This window comes from Aeromicrobium sp. P2_G6 (assembly GCF_056403535.1).
Map to the genome: position 1 here is coordinate 1 of NZ_JBFUFH010000002.1, position 21,587 is coordinate 21,587.

General features: G+C 69.8%; 22 protein-coding genes. 11 read left to right on the top strand and 11 right to left on the bottom strand.

The annotated features are described in order from the left end of the window. A partial coding sequence (locus AC1DVU_RS06395; RefSeq protein WP_476921599.1) for an integrase core domain-containing protein occupies nt 1-238 on the top strand: 238 nt, incomplete at its 5' end. Here the strand turns inward: AC1DVU_RS06395 and AC1DVU_RS06400 are convergent. Genes AC1DVU_RS06400 through AC1DVU_RS06410 form a run of 3 tightly spaced genes read right to left on the bottom strand, consistent with a single transcriptional unit; the run spans nt 235 to nt 1,521 of the window. Beyond that, the gene (locus AC1DVU_RS06400; RefSeq protein WP_476921600.1) at nt 235-603 is read right to left on the bottom strand and encodes a hypothetical protein; all 369 of its coding nucleotides are present in this window, start codon (nt 601-603) and stop codon (nt 235-237) included. The two genes, AC1DVU_RS06395 and AC1DVU_RS06400, sit on opposite strands and share 4 nt — an antisense overlap. A 10-nt stretch (nt 604-613) precedes the next feature. After that, on the bottom strand, nt 614-874 hold the full coding sequence (locus tag AC1DVU_RS06405) for a DUF3107 domain-containing protein (RefSeq protein ID WP_476921601.1): 261 nt from the start codon (nt 872-874) through the stop codon (nt 614-616). Continuing rightward, the gene (locus AC1DVU_RS06410) at nt 871-1,521 is read right to left on the bottom strand and encodes a TetR/AcrR family transcriptional regulator (protein ID WP_476922462.1); all 651 of its coding nucleotides are present in this window, start codon (nt 1,519-1,521) and stop codon (nt 871-873) included. Before AC1DVU_RS06410 ends, AC1DVU_RS06405 begins: the two co-directional genes overlap by 4 nt. 81 nt (nt 1,522-1,602) lie before the next feature. On the opposite strand from AC1DVU_RS06410, the gene moeZ reads away from it, so the two are divergent. From moeZ to nudC, 5 genes are all read left to right on the top strand, one after another. Next, on the top strand, nt 1,603-2,823 hold the full coding sequence (gene moeZ / locus AC1DVU_RS06415; protein ID WP_476921602.1) for an adenylyltransferase/sulfurtransferase MoeZ: 1,221 nt from the start codon (nt 1,603-1,605) through the stop codon (nt 2,821-2,823). Nucleotides 2,824-2,907: 84 nt separating this feature from the next. Beyond that, entirely contained in the window at nt 2,908-3,204 is a 297-nt protein-coding gene (locus AC1DVU_RS06420; protein WP_476921603.1) for an MGMT family protein, read from the top strand. 29 nt (nt 3,205-3,233) lie between these two features. Further along, nucleotides 3,234-6,464 carry an ATP-dependent helicase gene (locus AC1DVU_RS06425; protein WP_476921604.1) on the top strand — a complete coding sequence of 1,077 codons (3,231 nt, stop codon included), beginning with the start codon at nt 3,234-3,236 and terminating at the stop codon, nt 6,462-6,464. Next, on the top strand, nt 6,461-9,586 hold the full coding sequence (locus AC1DVU_RS06430; protein ID WP_476921605.1) for a UvrD-helicase domain-containing protein: 3,126 nt from the start codon (nt 6,461-6,463) through the stop codon (nt 9,584-9,586). The genes AC1DVU_RS06425 and AC1DVU_RS06430 overlap by 4 nt, the downstream gene beginning before the upstream one ends. Nucleotides 9,587-9,590: 4 nt before the next feature. Next, entirely contained in the window at nt 9,591-10,451 is an 861-nt protein-coding gene (gene nudC, locus AC1DVU_RS06435) for an NAD(+) diphosphatase (RefSeq protein WP_476921606.1), read from the top strand. Here the strand turns inward: nudC and AC1DVU_RS06440 are convergent. Beyond that, a complete protein-coding gene (locus tag AC1DVU_RS06440; protein WP_476921607.1) occupies nt 10,448-10,696 on the bottom strand; it encodes a mycoredoxin in 249 nt (82 codons plus the stop codon). The genes nudC and AC1DVU_RS06440 overlap by 4 nt on opposite strands. 84 nt (nt 10,697-10,780) lie before the next feature. Between AC1DVU_RS06440 and AC1DVU_RS06445 the strand changes: the two genes are divergently transcribed. Beyond that, entirely contained in the window at nt 10,781-12,826 is a 2,046-nt protein-coding gene (locus AC1DVU_RS06445) for an ATP-dependent DNA helicase UvrD2 (protein ID WP_476921608.1), read from the top strand. A 22-nt stretch (nt 12,827-12,848) separates the two neighbouring features. On the opposite strand, the gene AC1DVU_RS06450 is transcribed toward AC1DVU_RS06445, so the two are convergent. The 5 genes from AC1DVU_RS06450 to AC1DVU_RS06470 form a co-directional block, all read right to left on the bottom strand. Beyond that, nucleotides 12,849-13,460, bottom strand: coding sequence for a hypothetical protein (locus tag AC1DVU_RS06450; RefSeq protein WP_476921609.1), 612 nt, complete (start codon nt 13,458-13,460; stop codon nt 12,849-12,851). Between the two features lie 53 nt (nt 13,461-13,513). Further along, complete coding sequence (locus tag AC1DVU_RS06455; protein ID WP_476921610.1) at nt 13,514-13,942, bottom strand: hypothetical protein; 429 nt, start codon at nt 13,940-13,942, stop codon at nt 13,514-13,516. 57 nt (nt 13,943-13,999) lie between these two features. Beyond that, nucleotides 14,000-15,385, bottom strand: a complete 1,386-nt coding sequence (locus AC1DVU_RS06460; protein ID WP_476921611.1) for an ABC1 kinase family protein — start codon at nt 15,383-15,385, stop codon at nt 14,000-14,002. Nucleotides 15,386-15,412: 27 nt separating this feature from the next. Continuing rightward, entirely contained in the window at nt 15,413-16,300 is an 888-nt protein-coding gene (locus AC1DVU_RS06465) for a hypothetical protein (RefSeq protein WP_476921612.1), read from the bottom strand. A 228-nt stretch (nt 16,301-16,528) separates the two neighbouring features. Continuing rightward, nucleotides 16,529-16,687: a DUF5679 domain-containing protein gene (locus AC1DVU_RS06470; protein ID WP_332667574.1), complete on the bottom strand. Its 159-nt coding sequence runs from the start codon at nt 16,685-16,687 to the stop codon at nt 16,529-16,531. Nucleotides 16,688-17,131: 444 nt separating this feature from the next. On the opposite strand from AC1DVU_RS06470, the gene AC1DVU_RS06475 reads away from it, so the two are divergent. Continuing rightward, the gene (locus AC1DVU_RS06475; RefSeq protein ID WP_476921613.1) at nt 17,132-17,632 is read left to right on the top strand and encodes a M48 family metallopeptidase; all 501 of its coding nucleotides are present in this window, start codon (nt 17,132-17,134) and stop codon (nt 17,630-17,632) included. Here the strand turns inward: AC1DVU_RS06475 and AC1DVU_RS06480 are convergent. Beyond that, nucleotides 17,583-18,134 carry an NUDIX hydrolase gene (locus AC1DVU_RS06480; protein ID WP_476921614.1) on the bottom strand — a complete coding sequence of 184 codons (552 nt, stop codon included), beginning with the start codon at nt 18,132-18,134 and terminating at the stop codon, nt 17,583-17,585. The two genes, AC1DVU_RS06475 and AC1DVU_RS06480, sit on opposite strands and share 50 nt — an antisense overlap. Next, nucleotides 18,131-19,441, bottom strand: a complete 1,311-nt coding sequence (locus AC1DVU_RS06485) for a zinc-dependent metalloprotease (RefSeq protein WP_476921615.1) — start codon at nt 19,439-19,441, stop codon at nt 18,131-18,133. The genes AC1DVU_RS06480 and AC1DVU_RS06485 overlap by 4 nt, the downstream gene beginning before the upstream one ends. Nucleotides 19,442-19,508: 67 nt before the next feature. Here AC1DVU_RS06485 and AC1DVU_RS06490 point away from each other — a divergent pair, with 67 nt between their 5' ends. From AC1DVU_RS06490 to AC1DVU_RS06500, 3 genes are read left to right on the top strand one after another with little or no spacing between them, the layout of a single operon-like run. Beyond that, nucleotides 19,509-19,970: a molybdenum cofactor biosynthesis protein MoaE gene (locus tag AC1DVU_RS06490; RefSeq protein WP_476921616.1), complete on the top strand. Its 462-nt coding sequence runs from the start codon at nt 19,509-19,511 to the stop codon at nt 19,968-19,970. A gap of 9 nt (nt 19,971-19,979) precedes the next feature. Beyond that, on the top strand, nt 19,980-21,065 hold the full coding sequence (locus AC1DVU_RS06495; protein ID WP_476921617.1) for a YlbL family protein: 1,086 nt from the start codon (nt 19,980-19,982) through the stop codon (nt 21,063-21,065). After that, the gene (locus AC1DVU_RS06500) at nt 21,056-21,565 is read left to right on the top strand and encodes a PPA1309 family protein (RefSeq protein WP_476921618.1); all 510 of its coding nucleotides are present in this window, start codon (nt 21,056-21,058) and stop codon (nt 21,563-21,565) included. The genes AC1DVU_RS06495 and AC1DVU_RS06500 overlap by 10 nt, the downstream gene beginning before the upstream one ends. Nucleotides 21,566-21,587: the final 22 nt, after the last annotated feature.

Below are 21,587 nucleotides of genomic sequence, written 5' to 3' on the forward strand. Positions count from 1 at the left end.
GCTCGGCATCAAGCACAAACGAACCCGGCCCTATCGGCCTCAGACCAACGGCAAGATCGAACGCTTCCACCGCACCCTGGCCGACGGCTGGGCCTATGCCCGCTTCTACGACTCAGAAACCGAACGCCGCGCAGCACTGCCCAGCTGGATCCACTTCTACAATCACCACAGGATCCACTCCGCCATCAGCGGCACGCCCATCAGCAGACTCAACAACCTGCCTGGACATCACACCTAGGCGGGTCCCTCGAGCAGGACGCCGGCCTGGCGGAAGGCCGCGAGCAGGTCGTCGGCGACTCCGTTGAACTGCTTGACCGCCTTGGCGCGCCCCATCAGGCCACCGGAGATGCCGGAGGACGGTCGGATCAGCCGGACCACGGTGCCTCGATCGATGGCGTGCAGCGAGATGCCGACCTGCAGGTGTGGCGCGAACCCGCCCAACATCATCTGCTTGCCCTTGCTGCCCTTCTCGGCTGTCCCCGACCACTCGTCCTGCCAGGCGACCGTGAACCCCCGGCTCTGCAGCGCCTGCACGACAGTCGCGCGGGCAGCGGCAGGGTCGCCGACGACGGCGATCTCTCGGCTGTCGACGGGTTCGGCCATCGTCAGAGTCCTACTTGGAGGCGGCGGTGACGGCTTCGCTCGCCGCGAGGCCGAAGCCGACCTTGCGTCCGAGGTCCGACGTGAAGTCGAGGTAGGCGACCTTGCTGGCGGGAACCGCGACCGTACGACCCTTGTCGTCGGTCAGGGTGAAGACGGTGTCGTCCTTCATCGCCGTGTCGAGCGCCTTGAGCACGTCCTCGGGCGCCGACTCGGTTGCCACTGACAGCTCACGGGCGGCGTGCTGCACGCCGATCTTGACCTCCACGGTCACTCATCTCCTTTGATGTCATCTTCGTTGCGGGGGAATGCGCCGATGCCGCGCCAGGCGAGGCCGGCGACGAGCTGGACGGCTTCGCTGCGGGTCAGGCTCGAGTCCTGGGACAGCCAGTTGCGAGCGCCGACGTGACCCATGCCGACGAGGCTGACTGCCAGCAGGTGGGACGAGGCGACGGGGAGGCCGGTGTCCTCGCGGATCACCTCGGCGATCGCGGAGGCTGACTCCTCGATGACGCGGTCGATCTGCTCGCGTACGGACGGATCGCTCGTGAGGTCGGACTCGAAGACGAGCCGGAACGCGGCACCCTGGTCGGCGACGTAGTCGTACCAGAGCTCCATCGTGGCGCGGACGCGCTTGCGGTTGTCCGACGTCGAGGCGAGCGCGGTCTTGACGCCCTCGATCACGGTGTCGCACGACGTCTCGAGCAGCGCGAGGTAGAGGTCGAGCTTGCCGGGGAAGTGCTGGTAGAGCACGGGCTTGGAGACACCTGCACGCTCGGCGATCTCGTCCATCGAAGCGGAGTGGTAGCCCTGCTCGACGAAAACCTCGAGCGCGACCTCGAGCAGCTGAGCACGCCGTGCCGTACGAGGCAGGCGGCTCGTGCGCGGACGCATCGGCGTGGTTTCGGTCACGGGCACCAGCGTAGTCGGTGCTGCCCGACATCCGGACGCCCACCGGCGACGTTGCGCCGACGGGGAACAATGGACCGTGGATGCGGTGTTATGCCGCCAGATCCGTTTGCACCGCACCGCAAGCACAGAGGAGAACCCGTGGTCGCCCCACTCGTGGAACCCGCCGACGAACTCACCATCGACGAGGTCCGCCGCTACAGCCGGCACCTGATCATCCCCGACGTCGGGATGACGGGTCAGAAGCGGCTCAAGAACGCCAAGGTGCTCGTGATCGGCGCCGGCGGCCTCGGCAGCCCCGCGCTGCTCTACCTCGCCGCCGCCGGAGTCGGCACGCTCGGCATCATCGACGACGACGTGGTTGACGAGTCCAACCTGCAGCGCCAGATCATCCACGGCCAGTCCGACATCGACAAGCCCAAGGCCGAGTCGGCCGCGGCCTCGGTCGCCGAGACCAACCCGTACGTCAAGACGATCGTGCACAACGAGCGCCTCGACACCGACAACGTGCTCGAGATCTTCAGCCAGTACGACCTGATCGTCGACGGCACCGACAACTTCGCGACGCGCTACCTCGTCAACGACGCGGCCGTGCTGCTCGGCAAGCCGTACGTCTGGGGCTCGATCTACCGCTTCGAGGGCCAGGTGTCGGTGTTCTGGGCGCAGGAGGGTCCGCAGTACCGCGACCTCTACCCCGAGCCGCCGCCGCCGGGCATGGTCCCGTCGTGCGCCGAGGGTGGCGTGCTGGGCGTCCTGTGCGCCTCGATCGGCTCGATCATGGTGACCGAGGCGATCAAGCTCATCACCGGCATCGGCGACCCGCTGATCGGCCGGCTGATGGTCTATGACGCGCTCGAGATGCGCTACTCGACCCTCAACATCCGCCGTGACCCCACGGGTCAGCCGATCACCGCGCTGATGGACGACTACGAGGCGTTCTGCGGTGCGATCAGCGAGGAGGCGGCCGACGCGGCTGCCGACTCGACGATCTCCGTGACGACCCTGGACGGGTGGCTCAAGGAGCGCAACGACGGCGGGCGCGACTTCGTGCTGGTCGACGTTCGCGAACCGGGTGAGTACGAGATCAACCAGATCCCCGGCTCGGTCCTGATCCCCAAGGGCGACTTCCTCAACGGCAAGGCCCTCGAGCAGCTGCCCGGCGACAAGCAGATCGTGCTGCACTGCAAGACCGGCGTACGTTCGGCCGAGGCGTTGGCGGTGCTCAAGGGTGCCGGCTACAAGGACTCCGTGCACGTCGGCGGCGGCGTCGTCGCCTGGGTCAACCAGATCGACCCGAGCCAGCCCTCCTACTGAGCCGACCCGCGCTGAGCGTGACGAGTTGCAGGCCGCCATCGGCGTGTCTCCTGCAACTCGTCACGCTCACGGCAGGGTGGTCTCATGGATCGTGAGTTCGTGGAGCGGGTGCTCGACCTCGTCGAGCGCATCCCGTTGGGCCGGGCCGTGTCGTACGGCGCGATCGCCGAGCACCTGGGCGCCGGCTACGGTCCGCGCTACGTCGGACGGGTCATGGCGATGGAGGGCCAGGCCGTGCCGTGGTGGCGGGTCGTCCGCGCCGACGGTGCGATGGCGCCGCCGCTGATGGCCGAGGCGCAGCTGCACTGGCTCGAGGAGGGCACGCCGGTTTACCGAGGACGCGTCGACATGAAGAACGCCGCGTGGCGATTCGACGATTGAGTGTCACCCCCGTCTGATGGGATGGGGGTATGCCGGTCGAGTACGTGTTGGAGAAGCCGAGCGCCGAGCCACTCGTCGCTCCGGTGCTCGACGCCGACCAGCAGGCAGTTGTCGACCACCTCGGTGGGCCCCTGCTGGTGCTCGCCGGACCGGGCACCGGCAAGACCACGACGCTCGTCGAGCTCGTCGTCGATCGGGTCGAGCGGGGCGATCGCGGTGAGCTGGGCGGTCTGGCCCCCGAGGAGATCCTCGTCCTGACGTTCAGCCGCAAGGCCGCCGCCGAGATCCGCAGCCGCATCGCCCGCCGGCTCGACCGCACCACCGCGACGACGCCGGCGATGACGTTCCACTCGTTCTGCTACGCCATGCTCCGCGCCGAGCAGAGTCCCGGCGACTACGCCAGCCCGATGCGGCTGCTGAGTGCCCCTGAGCAGGACGCGGTGATCAGCGAGGTGCTGGCCGGCGCCGACCCCGAGACGTGGCCCGTCGAGCTCCGCCAGGCGCTGCAGACCAGGGGCATGGCCACCGAGCTGCAGCGGCTCATGGCGACGGCGCGCTCGCGAGGCCTGGATGCGTACGACCTGGAGCGGCTCGGCGAGTCGACCGAGCGTGACGACTGGGTGGCCGCCGGCCGGTTCTTCGACGAATACACCTCGGTCGCGGCGCTGCAGAACACCATCGACCACACCGACCTGATCTTCCAGGCTGTCCGGCTGCTCGACGACCCAGCGCGCCGGGCACGGTGGCGCGATCGCTTCTCGCTGGTCGTGGTCGATGAATACCAGGACACCGACCCCCTTCAGGTCCAGCTGCTCGAAGCGCTCGCCGGCGACGCCAGGGACCTCGTCGTGGTGGGCGATCCCTATCAGTCGATCTACGGGTTCCGAGGTGCCGACGTGCGCGGCATACTCGACTTCGCGGACCGCTTCGCCACTGACTCGACGCGGGTTCCGGTCGTCACGTTGCGCCACACCAACCGCTACGGCCCGACGATCGGCGCCGCCGTGCGCTCGATCGTCGACAACCGCGGCGTGCTGGGTGCGATCGACGGCGAGGCATACGCCGCGTTGAGGTCGCCGATGTCACGCACCCGTGACGACGAGGGCGAGGTCACGGTCCAGACGTTCTCGTCGCCGACCGCCGAGGCCGAGCACATCGCCCTGCTGCTGCGCGAGGCGCACCTCCACGACGACGTCGGCTGGGAGGACATGGCCGTCCTCGTACGTTCTGGGATCCATGTCGGCCGTCTGCAACGTGCGCTGACGGCGGCGGGCGTGCCGGTCGAGGTGGCCGGCGACGAGATCCCCCTGGCAGTCGAGCCCGCGGTGCGCACGCTTCTCTCCGCGGTGCACGCCGCCGACCAGATGCAGGCCGGCGAGACGCTCGACCCGGCGTCGGCCGCCGCCCTGCTGACCGGACCGCTCGGCGGGCTCGACGCAGCGTCGCTGCGGCGGCTCGGTCGGGTCCTGCGGCGCGACGCGGCCGGCGATGGCAGCAACCCACGGCCGTCTCGCGTCCTTGTCGCCGAGGCGCTCTCCGACCCGGCGCACCTGAAGTCACTCGCCCGTCCGGGCAGCCCCGAGGGGGATGCCGTCGCGGCGGCCGCCCGCCTTGCCCGGTTGCTCAAGATTGCCGCCGAGCAGATTGCCGCGCGCGAGTCAGCCGAGCAGGTGCTCTGGACGATCTGGGAGAAGTCCGGGTGGAACCGCCGACTCGAGGCCGAAGCCACCGGCGGTGGCGAAGGAGCAGCGCGGGCCAACCACGACCTCGACGCGCTCGTCGCTCTGTTCGTCGAGGCAGCGCGTGCCGAGGAACAGCAGGCCAGGCTCGGCATCGCCGAAGTCGTCAAGCGTCTCGAGGCTCAGCAGATCCCGGCCGACAACCTCGCCCAGCAGGGCACCGGCGCCCGCGCGGTCCAGCTCATGACGGCACACCGCTCCAAGGGCCTCGAGTGGCCCCTCGTGGTCGTTGCCGGAGTGCAGGACGGCGAATGGCCCGATGTGCGCATGCGGGGCAGCCTCCTGCAAGGCGATCGGCTGGGTGTCGACGGCCTGCTGCCACCACCTGCGGCGCGGGAGGCACTGGCGGAGGAGCGAAGGTTGTTCTATGTCGCGTGCAGCCGGGCGCGGTCGCGCCTCGTCGTCACAGCGGTCGCCAGCGGCGACGATGCCGGCGACCAGCCGTCCCGCTTCGTCGGCGAGCTGCATGCCCACACCTTGGGTGCCACCGGCCGGGTGCTCCCCGGGACGCGGCATCGTCCTCGCCGAGCGCTCAACCTCCGGGGCGCGGTTGCCGAGCTCCGCCGGCTGGGGGAGTCGACCGGCGATCCCGCCGTACGCGCACGGGCGGCCGAGCTGCTGGCCCGGCTCGCAGAGCATCCGCGGGCCCGCTCGGCCCATCCCGATCAGTGGTGGGGTCTGCGCGAGATCACCGCAAACGACCAGCCCGTGCACGACCCGGCCGAGCCGTTGCGCATGTCGGGCAGCTCGGTGTCCACGCTCGCGGAGTGCCCGCTCAAGTGGTTCCTCGGGCACGAGGCTCGCGGGCAGCGGGGCACCACCTCGGCTCAAGGCTTCGGCTCGATCGTCCACGCGATCGCCGCCGAGGTCGTGACGGCGGGTCTCGACCCGGATCCCGAGGCGCTGTCCGAACACCTCGACGGTGTGTGGCACCAGCTGGAGTACGCCCCGTGGGTCGGCGCCCGCGAGCGGGCGGAAGCCAAGGCGTCGCTCGAGCGCTTCTGCCGGTGGCACCTCGAGCACGGCCGCGAGGTCCTGGCGGCAGAGCATCGGTTCGAGGTGACGACTGAGGTCGAAGGCCGGCCGGTGATCCTCAACGGCTCGATGGACCGGGTCGAGCTCGGCGACGACGGGGTCCACGTCATCGACCTCAAGACGTCTCGGGGCACGCCGTCAGGCCCTGAGATCGCGCAACACCCGCAGCTCGGCTTCTACCAGCTGGCGGTCGGGGAGGGTGCCACCGAGGACCTCGCCCCGGGTGCGCCGGCTGCCGGTGCCGAGCTCGTCCAGCTGCGCAACGACACCTCGGGCGTACCCGGCTATCCCAAGGTCCAGCCGCAGGACGCGCCCCACGACGGCGAGCCGTTCTTCGCCGTCGAGCAGCTGCGCCGGTCGGTGCAAGCGGTCGACGCCGAGGAGTTCCCCGCGACGGCGTCGACCAAGTCCTGCCAGTACTGCGAGTTCGCGCGCGTGTGTCCCGCCAAGGACGAGGGCGCCTCCATCCTCACGGAGCGGGCATGAACACGCGTTTGGTACGCGACGAGGACCACCTGCGGGAGATCCTCGGCATCCCATTCACCCCGCCGCAGATGGACGCCATCACCGCTGGGCCCGACCGACCCAGCGCGATCATCGCGGGCGCCGGATCCGGCAAGACCACCGTCATGGCGGCCCGCGTGGTGTGGCTCGTGGGCCATCTGGGGGTGCCGCCTGAGCGCGTCCTTGGGCTGACCTTCACGACCAAGGCGGCAGCCGAGCTCGGCCAGCGCATCCGGGCGAGCCTCGAGCGGCTCGGGGTCGAGCTCGACGGTGAACCGACGACCGCGACCTACCACGCGTTCGCGGGCTCGTTGATCGCGGAGCACGGCTTGCGGCTCGGGGTCGAGCCAGACCTGCGGATCGTCTCGGACGCCTCGCGGTTCCAGCGAATGGCTCGGTCGATCGAGTCGTTCGACGGCTCGCTCGGTGCCATCACGACCTACGTCCCGTCGCTCGTCGGGCAGGTCATGTCACTCGACGGACAGCTCTCCGAGCACCTCGTGAGCACCGAACAGCTGCGCGACCACGACCTTGACGTCATCCACGCCTTCGAGACAGCCGACAAGCCGCCCGCCGTGCTGCGCGAAGCAGCCTCGGCCGCGTTGCGGCGCATCGAGCTCAGCCATCTCGTCGAGCGCTACCAGCGAGCCAAGGCCGACGACGGTGTCATGGACTTCTCCGACCAGATGGCCTGGGGAGCGCGACTTGCCGACCTGCCCCAGGTGGGTGACGCCTTGCGGGAGCGCTTCGACGTGGTGCTCCTCGACGAGTACCAGGACACCTCGGTGGCGCAGCGGGACCTGCTCCAGGCGCTGTTCTCGGGGGATGACCCGGCGAACGGCCGCGGGCATCCGGTCACTGCAGTCGGCGACCCGGCGCAGGGCATCTACGGCTGGCGCGGCGCGGCGACGGGCAACCTCGAGGGCTTCCTCGACGACTTCCCCGCCGCCGGCGGCGAGCGGGGCCGACTGTTCTCGCTCGTCGAGACCCGGCGATGCGCGCCCGAGATCATCGCGGTGGCCAATCACCTCGCGGCGCCGTTCTATGCCTCGTCCTCGTCGGTCAAGCCGCTGGAGTCGGCGGTCGACGCCCAGGGCACGGTCGACGTCTCTTTGCACGCGACGGTCGACGACGAGGTCCACGCATTGGTCGAGGGGATCCGCAACACCCCGGGACGCCTGCGGGACATCGCGATCCTCGTGCGCGTGGGCCGCGAGAACGGTGCGATCGTCCAGGCGCTTCGCGAGGCCCACATCCCGTTCGAGATCGTCGGGCTCGCCGGCCTGCTCTCCCAGCCTGAGGTGCTCGACGTCCTTTCCCTGCTCGAGGTCGTCGAGGACGTCACGGCCAACCCCGCGATGCTTCGACTGCTCACCGGCTCGCGCTGGCGCATCGGTCCACGCGACCTGGCCCTGCTCGGCCGTCGGGCCGCGGCGCTCAGCGGACGGGCGTCCCGTGGCAGCGACGACCCGACACTCGAGGACGAGCTGGCTCGCGCGGTCGAGGGCACCGACCCCACCGAGATCGTGTCCCTCGCCGATGCCGTCGATGATCCCGGCGACCTGCCCTACTCAGCCGAGGCGCGCGCCCGATTCTCCGAGATCGCGCACGTCGTCACGTCCGTACGAGCGCACGTCAGCGACCCCTTGCTCGACCTCGCTCGACGAGCCGTCCGCGCGCTCGACATCGACATCGAGCTCGAGGCGGGTGACGTGTCCGGCGGCTCGGACAACGTCGCTCTGCTGCTCGAGGCGGTGGCGTCCTACGCGGGCACCGACCGCTACGCCTCGCTGTCCGGACTGGTTGCCTACCTCGCCGCCGAGGAGTTCTACAACGAGGGCATGGAAGTCTCCACCCCGTCCGAGGCCGAGTCGGTCAAGCTGCTCACGATCCACAAGTCCAAGGGCCTGGAGTGGCCGACGGTCTTCGTGCCCCTGGTGTCCGGGACGATCTTCCCCTCGACCCGTGGCCGCGGTCGCTGGACCACCAGCGCGCAAACCCTCCCGGTGGCTCTGCGTGGGGACGCCGCCAGCCTGCCCGACATCGAGGACTGGACCCCGGCGGCCAACAAGGAGTTCATGGCGGCCGATCGCGCCGACGCCCTGATGGAGGAGCGGCGGCTGGCCTATGTCGCCTACACCCGTGCCGCCCGGCGACTGGTCGTCAGCGGGCACTGGTGGGGTCGCACACAGCAGAAGCCGCTCGGGCCGTCTCCGTTCCTCACCGAGACGCGCGACTTCCTCGAGACCAAGGGGATCAAGCCGTCGGTGTGGGCCGACCAGCCCGCCGACGACGAGACCAATCCGCACCTCGTGGTCGCCGACGGCATCCCGTGGCCGGCGGGGCTGCCGGCCCTCGGCGGACGCCATGCTCTCGCTGACGACGTGCGCGCGGCGCTCGCAGGCACCCTCGACGTGCCGGAGCCGACCGATCCCGAAGCGCCCGAGCTGCAGCGCATCGACGAGCTCGCGAACGACATCGAGCTGTTGGTCGCCGAAGCGGCTGCCGACGACTCCCCGGTCCAGGTCGTCCCGTGGCCGGCGACGATGTCGGCAACCGCGGCGATGGCGCTGGAGAAGGATCCTGCGCAATTCGCCCAGGACCTCGCCCGACCCATGCCGCGGCGCCCGTCGGGTGCAGCGCGATTCGGCACCCGATTCCATGCGTGGGTGGAGGCCCACTACGGCCAGCAGACCCTGCTTGACCCGACCGAGCTGCCAGGGCGAGGCGACGTCGACCTGGAGTCCGACCAGGAGCTCGAGCAGATCAAGGAGGCGTTCCGGCTCAGCCCCTACGCCGACCTGACGCCGGCGCAGATCGAGGCGCCGTTCTCCCTCGTGCTCGGTGGTCAGCAGTTCGTGGGCCGCATCGACGCGGTGTTCCAGACGCCCGACGGCTTCGAGGTCGTCGACTGGAAGACCAACAAACAAGCCACCGCTGACGAGTTGCAGCTGGCGATCTACCGCCTGGCCTGGGCCGAGCTGCGCGGCATCGATCCGGCGACCGTCACTGGCGCCTTCTACTACGTACGCCTCGGCGAGGTGAAGCGCTTCGCCGATCTCCCCGGCCGCGCCGAGCTCGAGCGGAGGCTCGGACTAGCGTAGGGACGTGGACTACGCCTTCGACCGCACCCAGCACGACCGTGCCGCCCACCTCCGCAAGGACGACGCCTGGCGTACGCCCGGCGTGCGGGTCCTCGTGATCGGCGGTGAACACGTCGCGACGCTCGGTGGCACGGGCATCCGCTGGATGGACATCGACGAGGCGCCCGAGGGCGAGTGGATCTTCCTCGGCACCAAGGATGACGTCCGTTACGCCGCGGTGATGGTCGACCGGGTGCCCCAGGAGCTCGAACCGGTCAGCCTGCGCGTCCTCGGTCCGACCATCGCGCCCGACGAGGCTTCGCTCGCGGTGCACGCGGTTGGCATCGCGCGGTGGCACGAGAACCACAAGTACTGCGCCAAGTGCGGCCAGCCGACGGACGACGCCGAGGCCGGCCACGTACGCATCTGCCCGGCCTGCGGCACGCACCACTTCCCGCGCACGGATCCGGCCGTGATCATGCTGATCACCGACGGCGACGACCGCGCGCTGCTGGGCAGGCAGCCGATATGGCCCGAAGGCCGCTTCTCGACGCTGGCCGGGTTCGTCGAGCCGGGGGAGTCTCTCGATGACGCCGTGCGCCGCGAGGTCATGGAGGAGGTCGGCATCCAGGTCGGCGAAGTCACGTACGCCGGCAGCCAGCCGTGGCCGTTCCCGTCGAGTCTGATGCTCGGGTTCTTCGGCCAGGCCCTGACGTCGGACATCACGGTCGACCAGAACGAGATCGCCGAGGCGCGGTGGTTCACCCGCGACGAGGTCACCGAGATGACGGCGTCGAGCGACCTGCTGCTGCCGCCCAACGTGTCAATCTCGCGGTGGCTCCTCCAGAAGTGGCACGGCGGAACCATCCACGGCAAGTGGGCTTAGTTCACCGACGCGAGCTGGGACTTGATCTGGGCCAGGCTGGGGTTGGTCAGCGCCGTGCCGTCCGCGAACACCAGCGTCGGGACGGTCTGGTTGCCGCCGTTGGCCTGCTCGACGATGAACGCCGCCTCGGGCTCCCGCTCGATGTCGACCTCGTGGAAGTCGATCCCCTCGCGCTTGAGCTGGCCCTTGAGGCGGTGGCAGTACCCGCACCACGGGGTGGAGTACATCGTGAACGTGCCCGACATGGAGTGTCTCCTTCGACGACTAGTCTTGATCATCTCAACAACCACACCGATTCACCCATTCCGCAACGACTCTGAGGAGCCCCTGTGCCCGATGCCGACGACCTGCTGACGGGACTCGATCCTGAGCAGCGCGAGGTCGCGCAGGCACTCCGCGGCCCGGTCAGCGTCGTCGCGGGTGCCGGCACCGGCAAGACCCGGGCCATCACCCACCGCATGGCATACGGCGTGGCTACCGGGGTCTACAAGCCGACCGAGGTCCTGGCGGTGACGTTCACGACGCGTGCCGCGGGAGAGATGCGCACGCGGCTGCGCCAGCTCGGCGCCGACGGGGTCCAGGCCCGCACGTTCCACTCGGCTGCGCTGCGCCAGGCGCGCTACTTCTGGCCGCAGGTCTATGGCGGCGAGTTCCCTGAGGTCACGGCCTCGAAGTTCGCCCTTGTCGCCGAGGCAGCCCGTCGCCTCGGCATTCGCACCGACACCCCGCTGCTGCGCGACCTGTCGTCGGAGATCGAGTGGGCCAAGGTCTCCAACATCCGTCCCGCCGCCTATGCCGCCGCTGCGGGGCCCGCCCGACGCGAGGTCGCCGATCTCGACCACCCGACGGTCGGCAACATCATGACCGCCTACGAGGACGTCAAGCGCGATCGTGGCCGCATCGACATGGAGGACATCCTCCTGATCACGGCTGCGATCCTTGCGGACGACGAACGCATCGCTGCCCAGGTACGTCAGCAATATCGCTGGTTCGTGGTCGACGAGTTCCAGGACGTCAACCCACTGCAGTCGACGCTCCTCGAGCTGTGGCTCGGCGGCCGCAACGACATCTGCGTCGTCGGCGATCCGCGCCAGACGATCTACTCGTTCGCCGGCGCGTCTCCGCAGATCCTCACGTCGTTCGGGCGGCGCCACGAGGGCGCACAACGCATCGAGTTGGTCCGCAACTATCGCTCGACCCCGCAGATCGTCGCCGCGGCCAACGCGGTCTTCAGCCGCACCAACGGCACCGACGGCGTACGCCTGCAGTCACAGCAGGAGCCCGGCGACCCTGTGACCTACATCGGGTTCCCCGACGAGCAGGCCGAGGCAGCCGCGGTGGCGAGCGAGATCGCCCTGCTCCATCGCCGGGGGGTCTCCTACAAGGAGATGGCGATCCTGTTCCGCATCAACGCCCAGTCCGAGGCGTTCGAGGAAGCGCTGGGCGAGCACGGCATCCCCTACGTCCTGCGCGGCGTCGAGGGCTTCTTCCGCCGGGCCGAGGTACGCCAGGCGGTCACCCTGCTGCGTGGCTCTGCGCGAGGTGGTGAGGGCGGAGGCGAGCTGGTCCAGGAGGTGCGGGCGATCTTCGCCGCGATGGGCCACACCGACGAGCCGCCCACGGGCGCCGGCGCCGTCCGTGACCGCTGGGAGTCTCTCCACGCGATCGTGTCGATGGCCGCCGAGCTGGTCGAGTCCGACCCGTCGGCCGATCTGACTGCTCTCGTCGCAGACCTCGACCGGCGGGCCGACCAGGCGCACGCGCCGGCGGCCGATGGCGTCACGCTCGCGACCCTGCACTCAGCCAAGGGCCTCGAGTGGGATGCCGTGTTCTGCGTCGGCATGCACGAGGGCATGATGCCCAGCGTCCACGCCGACACGCCTGCGGCGGTCGAGGAGGAGCGCCGACTCTTCTACGTCGGCCTGACCCGGGCGCGCCACGACCTGATGATCTCGTGGGCCGTCACCCGCAACCGTGGCGGCCGCGGCAACCGCAGGCCGACCCGTTTCCTCGACCCGCTGCTGCCTGCCGACCACGAGGCCCGTCAGACCGCGCGCCAGCCGCGCGAGCGCAAGGTCGCCAAGTGCCGCGTCTGCAACACGGTCCTCGCGGTTGCCGACCGCAAGCGCGGGCGGTGCGAGGACTGTCCCGCGACCTACGACGAAGAGCTCTACGAACAGCTCCGGGCGTGGCGCACGGAGCAGGCGACCGAGCAGGGCAAGCCGGCCTACGTGATCTTCACCGACGCGACGCTCCAGTCGATCGCTGAGGTCAAGCCCGCAGACCCCGACGCACTCGCCCGGGTGCCCGGCATCGGCCCCGCCAAGCTCGAGAAGTACGCCGACTCGGTTCTGGAGCTCATCCGGTCACGCTGACCGCCACCACCGCCGCGGGCCACTACTTCAGGAGGCCCGGTGGGTACGTCGGCGGGCTGGGGCGCTGTGTCGGAGTTGGCTTCGGCTTGTCGGGTTCCTCCGACTCGTCCGGCTCGTCTGGCACCGTCGAGGTCGCTGTCGGCGTCGGCGTGGGCGTCAGCTTCGTCGTTGCTGTGGGGCCCGGCGCCGTCCCGGTCGCGGCTGTCCCAGTCTTGGGCTCGGTTGCCGTCGTGGTGGGCGATGCGGGCGACTGAGTTGTCGTGTCAGTCGACCGTGGGGGGTCGCTCGACGGCGTCGGGCCAGTCGACGGCGCCGGTTCAGTCGACCGTGTCGGCGCGGTCGACGGTGTCAGGACGCTCGATGGCGTCGGGTCGGTCGGGGCCGGCGAGAGGGTCGACTCCGTCGGCTTCTGCGCCTGCGTGGTGCCGGCCGGGGGACCCCGATCCTCAGAGCTCGGCAACAGGTCGGTGAACATGCCCAGCACCAGCGCGCCGGCACCGACCAACAAGGCCATGGCAACGACCCACTTGGTCCAGCTCACGCTCCCGCGGTGGCGAGCGGCGTCGTCGGTCTCAGCCGACGTGATCACGGGCCGAGCCGGCATGGCGTGCTTTCCGTGCGTTTCTTCTGCCATGCCAGCCCAGACTACCCCCGAGGGTGTCGGTGGGCCCGACGAGAGGCTGACCGCTACTTCGGCTTGCCGGGAGGCGCTGTCGGCGGATTTCCGGGCCTGGACGGCCGGGTCTCACGTGGCTCGTCCGTGGTCGCGGTGGGTGACGGGCGCGTCGCCGTTGACGGTTCAGGCGCCTTGGTCTCAGCGGTGCGTGGGATCGCGCTGGTAGGTGCGGAGGTCGGCGAGGGGGTCGTCGGGGCGGTGGACGGCGACGGGTCGCTCGACTCCGTCGGCTTCTGCACGGTGTTGCCCGACTGAGGATCGGCCTTGCCAGGGCTCAGCAACACCTGGCTGAACAGGATCAGCATGATGGCGCCGGCGCCGATCACCAGTGCGGCCGAGACGACGCGCCTGGCCCACCGCACGCTCCCGCTGCGGCTTCCCGCGTCGCCGGCGGGGACCGGCGTCGGCATGGCGTGCTTGCCAGGGGTTTCTGCTGCCATCCCGGGAGAGCCTACCGGCGGAGAGGGTCGCTCAACCTGTTCGCTCGCAGAGCTCGCTCAGCCTTCGGCAAACCCCGGGAGCGACTCCTCGAGGATCGACCGGAATGGCGCGGTCGCGCCGAGCTGGCTGAGCACGCCGACCCCGCCTAGCCACACCCGATGGATCAGCAGGTACTGCGGCGGCAGGTTGATCTTCATCGCGGTGCCCATGCCCTCCGACGTCAGCGCGCTGACCCGCAGCGTCTGCGCCCGCATCCACTCACGGCTGAACGTGAAGCGCTCGACGCTCGCCGGCTCGACGAACGGGCCGATGTAGCGCGCGATCGTGTCGGCATCCAGGTCGGTGGTCCGCTTGAGGAACCCTTCATCGCGAAGGCCCTCGAGCACGAGGTCGTACTCGCCGTCGACCGCGTAGCGCAGCAGCCGGCCGACCGGCTCGGGGAGCCCGTCCGGCAATCGCGCGACCGCGCCGTAGTCGACGACGCCGAGACGACCGTCGGGCATGATGCGGAAGTTGCCCGGGTGCGGATCGGCGTGCAGCATCCCGGTTCGCGTCGGCCCGGCGAACAAGAACCTGACGTATGCCTCGCCGTAGCGGTCGCGCTCCTCCTGGGTGCCCGTCGTGATGACCTGGGCCAGGGAGTGGTCGCTCTCGAGCCACGTCGAGACGAGAGCGTGCTCGGTGTAGGCCAGCACGTCCGGCACGATGATCTGGGGATCGCCGTCGAACTCGGCGGCGAAGACGCTCTGGGCGCCGGCCTCGAGGTTGTAGTCGAGCTCCTCGGCGACCCGGTCCTGAAGCTCCTGGACCAGCGGCTTGACGTCGAGACCGGGGGCCAGCGTGCCGAACAGTCGCACCAGCCGCGCGATCTGTCGCAGGTCGGCCGTCAGCGCCTTGGCGGCACCGGGGTACTGCAGCTTGACTGCCACTTCCTGGCCGTCAGCCCACACCGCGCGGTGCACCTGGCCGATCGACGCCGACGCGGCCGGCTTGTCGTCGAACGAGGTGAACTGCTGCCGCCAGTCGGCTCCGAACTCCTCGGCCATCACGCGGTGGACGGTGTCGGGCGGCATGGGTGGCGCCGAGTCCTGGAGCTTGACGAGCGTCTCCCGGTACGGCCCGATGAGCTCCTCCGGCAACGCCGCCTCGAAGATGCTCATGGCCTGGCCGAACTTCATCGCGCCGCCCTTGAGCTGCCCGAGGACGGAGAAGATCTGGTCGGCCGTTCGCCGCTGGACCTCGCTGAGGACGGCGTTGGCGGGTGCGCCGACCATGCGCTTGCCGAGCCCCAGGGTCGTACGCCCGGCAAACCCGACCGGGAGCGACGCGAGACGAGCCGTGCGCAGGAAGGCGCTGCCGGTCAGCGGCCGGCCCTTCGGCTCGCCCTTGCCGGGGGAGCCGGCCTGGTCCGGCCCATCGGGTCGGTCGGGAGTCTGGGGCACCCCGTCAGGATAGTCACGAGTGCCTGGTCAGGCCGCCCGAAGCAGGTCACACGTGCACGCGTGGTGGAACGCCAACGGCCAGGTCCTCCGGTCGTCGTGAGCCGGGCCGACGACCAGGCAACGGGCCGAGGTGCGGGTCGTCCGTCCCTCGGCGTGAGCCAGCACCTCGACCGCGAGCTCGAGCGCGGCCGCGTGGGTCGTGACGGCGTCGAGCGCCGGCGGCGTCATGGTGGCGGTGTGCCGCCCGAGCTGGTGCACCAGCGCCGGCCAGGCGCGATCCCAGTCGGCACGGTGGAGGTCATGACACGACATGCAGGGGGTGCGGCCGGGGCGTACGAGTGGCCCGATGCGAACCCGGTCCTCGTCGATCACCACAGGCAAGTGGTCGAGGCCGAGCCGGACCGGCTGCTCGAACACCGTGCGCGCGGGCTCACCGCACGAGGCGATGACCAGCAGGTCGGGGTCGTCGGCGCCGAGCCGGGTGACGCCCGAGTCCGCGAGCACCGTCTGCGTGATCGCAGCGAGCTGGCGGCTGCCGCTGTCGGTGTGGATCGCCAGCCCATACGTCTGCCGGTGGCGGAGCCGGCCAGGGTCGTCACCGCCGAAGTCGGCGTGGCGGGCCTCGGCGTCCAGCCCTCGTCGCTGCGCGCCACTCCACCGCGTCGCGTCGAACACCACGCCGGCCGAGCGCAGCTCAGCGAGAACCTCGGCAACCGGCACCGTGAGCTCGGGGATCGTGGCGCGGGCGACGGCGGCCAGGCGGTCCACGTCGCGGGCGCCGTCGAGGAGGTGCAGGAGGTCGACCAGTCCGGGCCGGTCAGGGATGACGATGCCGGGGGAGGTGCCGACCTGCAGGTGTGCGGCGTCCCGGCGCAGGAGCGGTGCTCCGGGGCGGAGGGCGGGTCGGAAGGCCATGTGTGCAGGTTGGCCCTCTGGCGTGCGCCTGACGAACCGCTCGTCCACAAGTTGGGTGGTCACGTCACGAGGTTTCGATTAGCTGACGCCTTCGACGTGCTTCGACTCAACCCGCTTCGGCGCGCGCTCGCAGAGCTCGCTTGGCCTCAACGAGAAGCGGWGGATCCGACGGTGTCGGATCCTCCGCAAAACTCGGGGAAGTGCGGGGCCCGGATCCCCGCTGGTGGCTCAGGCCTTACCGAGGATCCGGTTCAGCTTGGTGCCACAGACCGGGCAGATGCCCTTGGCCATACGAGTGCCCTTGTCACTGACGTGGACCTCTCCGGACGCCTCGCGCTTTTCCTTGCACTTGACGCAGTAGAACTCGCCACTCCATGTTTCCGACATTGCGGCCTCCTTGCCGATGTGGTGCTAGTCACGTTCAGCGTACGCGTGGGAGGGCCGTTTCACGCTCAGCTGAGCGTGAAGGCGTTCGGCGCGTCGCAATGTCTGAAATTGCAGGTTCAGCCGGTCCCTGCGTCCCGAGAGACAAAGGGAGGCCCCCGACGGAGCTTGCCTTCCCCTTGCGAGCTCCGTCGAGGGCCTCGAATGGCGCTCACGCTAGGCCGCTACCCCGGTGTCAGCAACCGGTTTCGAACAACTGTTGTCCACGCCTGTGGATAACAGTGGGGACAACTTGTGGGGAACGCCGAGGAGCCATGTGGACGGGGCGGTGCACAACCTGTGCGTCCGCCCCGGCCCAGGCGCCGATCTGCCTGTGTGACCAGCCGGTTTGCACAGGGAGCGTTGTGGACGGAGAAAAGGTCGGCACGACGAGATAGATTTCCCGACATGGGCGAGGTGGAGATCCGGCGCAGCGCGCGCCGCAAGCGCACGGTGCGGGCCTATCGCGAGGGCGACAAGACCATCGTGCTGATGCCGGCCAACCTGTCCAAGGCCGAGGAGGAGCGCCACGTTCGCAGCCTGGTCGAGCGGCTCGACCGGCGTGAGCAGCGCGTACGCCCGAGTGACGACGACCTCCAGGCACGCGCTGCCCAGCTGTCCACCACCTGGCTCGAGGGGCGCGCAGTCCCGCTTTCGGTGCGGTGGGTGAGCAACCAGAACAGCCGCTGGGGCTCCTGCACCAGCGTCGACCGCAGCATCCGGTTGTCTGACCGGCTCAAGGGCATGCCCGAATGGGTCATCGACTACGTCCTGCTGCATGAGCTGGCGCACCTCATCGAGCCCAACCACAGCAAGCGGTTCTGGGCGCTTGTCGACGCCTACCCCGAGACCACAAAGGCTAAGGGCTTCCTCGAAGGCGTGTCCTGGCAGCAGCGATCAACGCCCTGACCGAGTCGTCCGTCTGAGCCGGCAGCGCGTCCACGTCGAACCAGGCCAGGTCGTCCGACTCGTCGCTGATGACGTGCTGCGCCTGCGCGGGCGCGACCGCCACGTACTGCACGTCGAGGTGGTGCGCCGGCCTGATCGGCCCGCACGGCACCTCGTGGCGTGACAGCAGCACCGGCACCGGGTCGATCGTGAGGTCGGGTATGCCGCTCTCCTCGCGGCCCTCCCGCAGCGCGGCCTCGGCGAGCCTCGCGTCGTCCGGCTCGCAGTGCCCGCCGGTCTGCAACCAGCGCTTGATGATGCGGTGCAGGGTCAGCAGCACGCGCTGGTGGTCGGCCGAGAAGATGATGGCGCTCGCCGTGAGGTGGTCGGGATGGCACCCCCGACTCATCGCGTCGGCGTACGACTCGGTGTGCGCGACATACAGCCGGCGGAGCCGATCCTGCTCGTAGTCGGGCGCGGACCAGTCGCACAGCACGGAGCGCGCGTCGTCGCGCAGTGTCACTCGCGGGGGCCGTCGGTGCTGGCGTCGGGATCTGCATCGCCGGGGTCGTTGTCGAGCAGCTCGCCCAGTGCGGCGTCGAAGTCGTCATCGCTCTGGGTCCGGTGCTCGCCCTGCGCGAAGCCCAGTGGGTCGTCGAGGTCGGCCGCGGACGGCATGAGGTCGGGGTGGCTCCACACCGCATCGCGGGCTTCGGGTCCCTGCCGGTCGCGCAGCGCGGCCCACAAGGTCGTCGCCTCGCGGAGCTTGCGGGGTCGCAGCTCGAGGCCGACCAGCGACGCGAAGGTCTGCTCCGCGGGGCCGCCGGCGCCACGGCGGCGGCGCATCGCTTCCGCGAGTGGGGCGGCTGCAGGCATGCGGTCCTTGGTCGCCTGGGTGACGACCTCGTCGACCCATCCCTCGATCAACGCGACGAGGGTCTCGAGCCGGTCGAGCGCGCGCTGCTGCTCGGGTGTGCGCTCCGGCTCGAACAGGCCGCCGGCCAGCGCCTCCTGGATCTCCTCGGGCCGCGAGGGGTCGAGCCCCTGCAGCTGTGACTCGATCGCGGTCACGTCGATGCGGGTGCCGCGGCCGAACTCCTCGATCGCGCCGACGAGTGCCGGTCGCAGCCAGGGCGAGTGGTGGAACAGCCGGTGGTGGGCGCACTCGCGCAGCACGACATAGAGGAGTACGTCCGAGGCCGGGTGCTCCAGCCCTTCGCCGAAGGCCTCGACGCCGGACGGCAGCACGGCCGCGATCCGCTCGGGGCCGAGCGGGATGCCGATGTCGGTCGACGACATGACCTCACCGGCGAGGCCACCGAGGGCCTGGCCGACCTGCTGGCCGAACATCGCGCCGCCCGCTTGCGTCAACATCCCCATCAGCGGGCCGGCCATGGCCTTGGCCTCTTCGGGGAGCGCCTCGGCCATCGCCTTGACCACGTGCGCGGCGATCGGCTCGACGAGCTGCTGCCAGGTGTCCGAGGTCGCCTCGATCCACTCGGCCTTGCTCCATGCCGTCGCCGTGGTCGCGCCGACCGGGAACGACGTCGCGGTGTCGAGCCACGACTCGGCGAGCTGCGCGGCATCGTCGACCGCACCCTGCTGGGATGAGTTGGGCGTGGGATCCGCGCCGGCCGCGGCCACCGTGTGACGGGCCACGTCCTTGGCCAGGTCGAAGTTGACGCTGCCCTCGTGCGGGGCGAACATCTTCTGCATCTGGCCCATGATCTGGTTCATGTCCATCTGGCCGCCGGAGAAGGCACCGAACAGCTGCTCCATGGGTGTGCCCTTGAAGGGGTTCTCGGGCTCTTCGTTCTCGTTCTCGGCCATGCCTCAACAGTAGCGACCGGATCCGCCGATCCCACGCCCTCGATGTTCGCTCTACGATGAATCCGACATGACTGCCGTACGCCTGCTCGACATCCGTGACACACCGCTGAGCCTCGACGAGGTCTACGCCGCCGTGACCGACCCGGCAGCCGGCGGCATCTGTGTGTTCATCGGAACCGTCCGCGACCACGACGAGGGGCAGGACGTCTCCGCGCTCGGCTACTCGTCGCACCCGACTGCACTCGGACGGCTTCGCGACGTCGCGGAGCGCATCGCGGAGGAGTGCGATGTCGTGGCACTTGCGGGAGTGCACCGCGTCGGCGACCTCGTCGTGGGCGACCTGGCCGTCGTCGTCGCCGCGTCGGCTGCGCACCGGGCGCAGGCGTTCGAGGCCTGCCGCCGGTTGATCGACGAGCTCAAGACCGACGTACCGGTGTGGAAACACCAGACCTACACGTCCGGAGACGCTGCATGGGTGGGTTCGCCGGACTCCCCGGCCGCAGGCGCGCGTGTTGCCGGCACTGACTAGGCTCACCGTGTGTCCGACCCGTCGAAGCTGAGTGCTCGCTACACGACGTTGGTCGTGGCGGCGATCTCCTTGATCGTGCTCAGCTGCGTGGCGATCCTCGTGCCGGTTCCGTACGTCACGATGAGTCCTGGAGACCCCTTCAACACCCTCGGCAAGTACGAGGACTCCGAGGGCAAGCTGAAGCCGATGTTCACGTTCGGTGCGGACGTCAAGACCTACCCGACGACAGGCGCACTCTTCTTCACCACGGTCTCGGTGCGTCGAGCCGACAGGCCGCTCTCACTGCTGGGCGCTGTCAACGCGTACATCGACCCCGACAAGGCCGTGGTTCCCAAGGACCTGATCTATCCCGACAACGAGACGGCCGAGCAGTCCACGGCGGAGTCCGCCGCACAGCTGTCAGGGTCCAAGGACTCGTCACGCGTCGCCGCTCTGCGCGCTGCGGGCTACACCGTCACCGGCCGACCATCTGTCGCAGGAGTCGTCAAGGGTGGCGCCGCTGAGAAGCTGCTCAAGGCCGGCGACGTCTTCACGGCGGTCGACGGCACCAAGGTCACGACCCCGGACCAGGTCGTCAAGGCGGTCGGCACCCACAAGCCCGGTGAGACCGTACGCCTGACCGTCGAGCGCAAGGGCAAGTCCCTCGAGGTTCCGGTCGTGACGCGTGCCGACCCCAAGGACAAGAAGCTCCCGCGAGTCGGCATCACGATCGGCGTGACCTACGCCTACCCGATCAAGATCACCAACAACGTGGACAAACGGATCGGCGGGCCCAGCGCCGGCACGATGTTCGCCCTCGCGATCTACGACCGGCTGACCCCGGGCTCGCTGACGGGCGGCAAGAAGATCGCCGGCACCGGTGAGATGACGCCTGACGGCACGGTCGGCCCGATCGGTGGCATCCGGCAGAAGATGGCCGGCGCCGCCGACCATGGCGCGACGATCTTCCTGGTCCCCGCCGCCAACTGCGCCGAAGCCACTGACGGCGATGACGACGGGCTCAAGCTCGTCAAGATCTCGACGCTGAAGGATGCGGTCTCCTCGCTCGAGAAGCTCGCCGACGATCCCAAGGCCTCGGTGCCGTCATGCAGCTGATGCCTGACTCACCGCTGCGCCAGGCCGCCCTCGAGGTGGAGTCCCATGTCGGCGCTGAGGGCTGGGACCAGCCGCCGCGGCTGTTCGCCCTCGTGCCGACCGCCGACCTGATCGCACGGGAGCCCGGCCTGGCCGACCAGCTCTCGGACGATCCGGCGAGCATGACGCCGGTCGAGCAGGAGCTGCCGGCCGACCGCGAGCTCGAGGAGCTGCTGACCGAGATCGTGTGGCCCGACGCCGTCGCCGGCTGCGCCGCCGTGGTCGAGCGCATCATGCTGCCGCCCGAGGCCGAAGCGTTGCTGCCGGACGATCCGGACGAGCTGCTCGCCGTCGTCGCGGCGCACCCCGATCGTCGTGAGGTGCGGCTCGTCGCAGCAGTCGTCCGCGACGGCGCCGCGCACAGCGCCGTACGCGCCAGAGAACCCCGTGATGCCGAGCTGCTGGAGGGGCCCGATCTCGTACCGGGCCTGATCGAACATCTCCGCCGCACTCTGGCATAGAGTCTTGTCATCCCGTCACCAG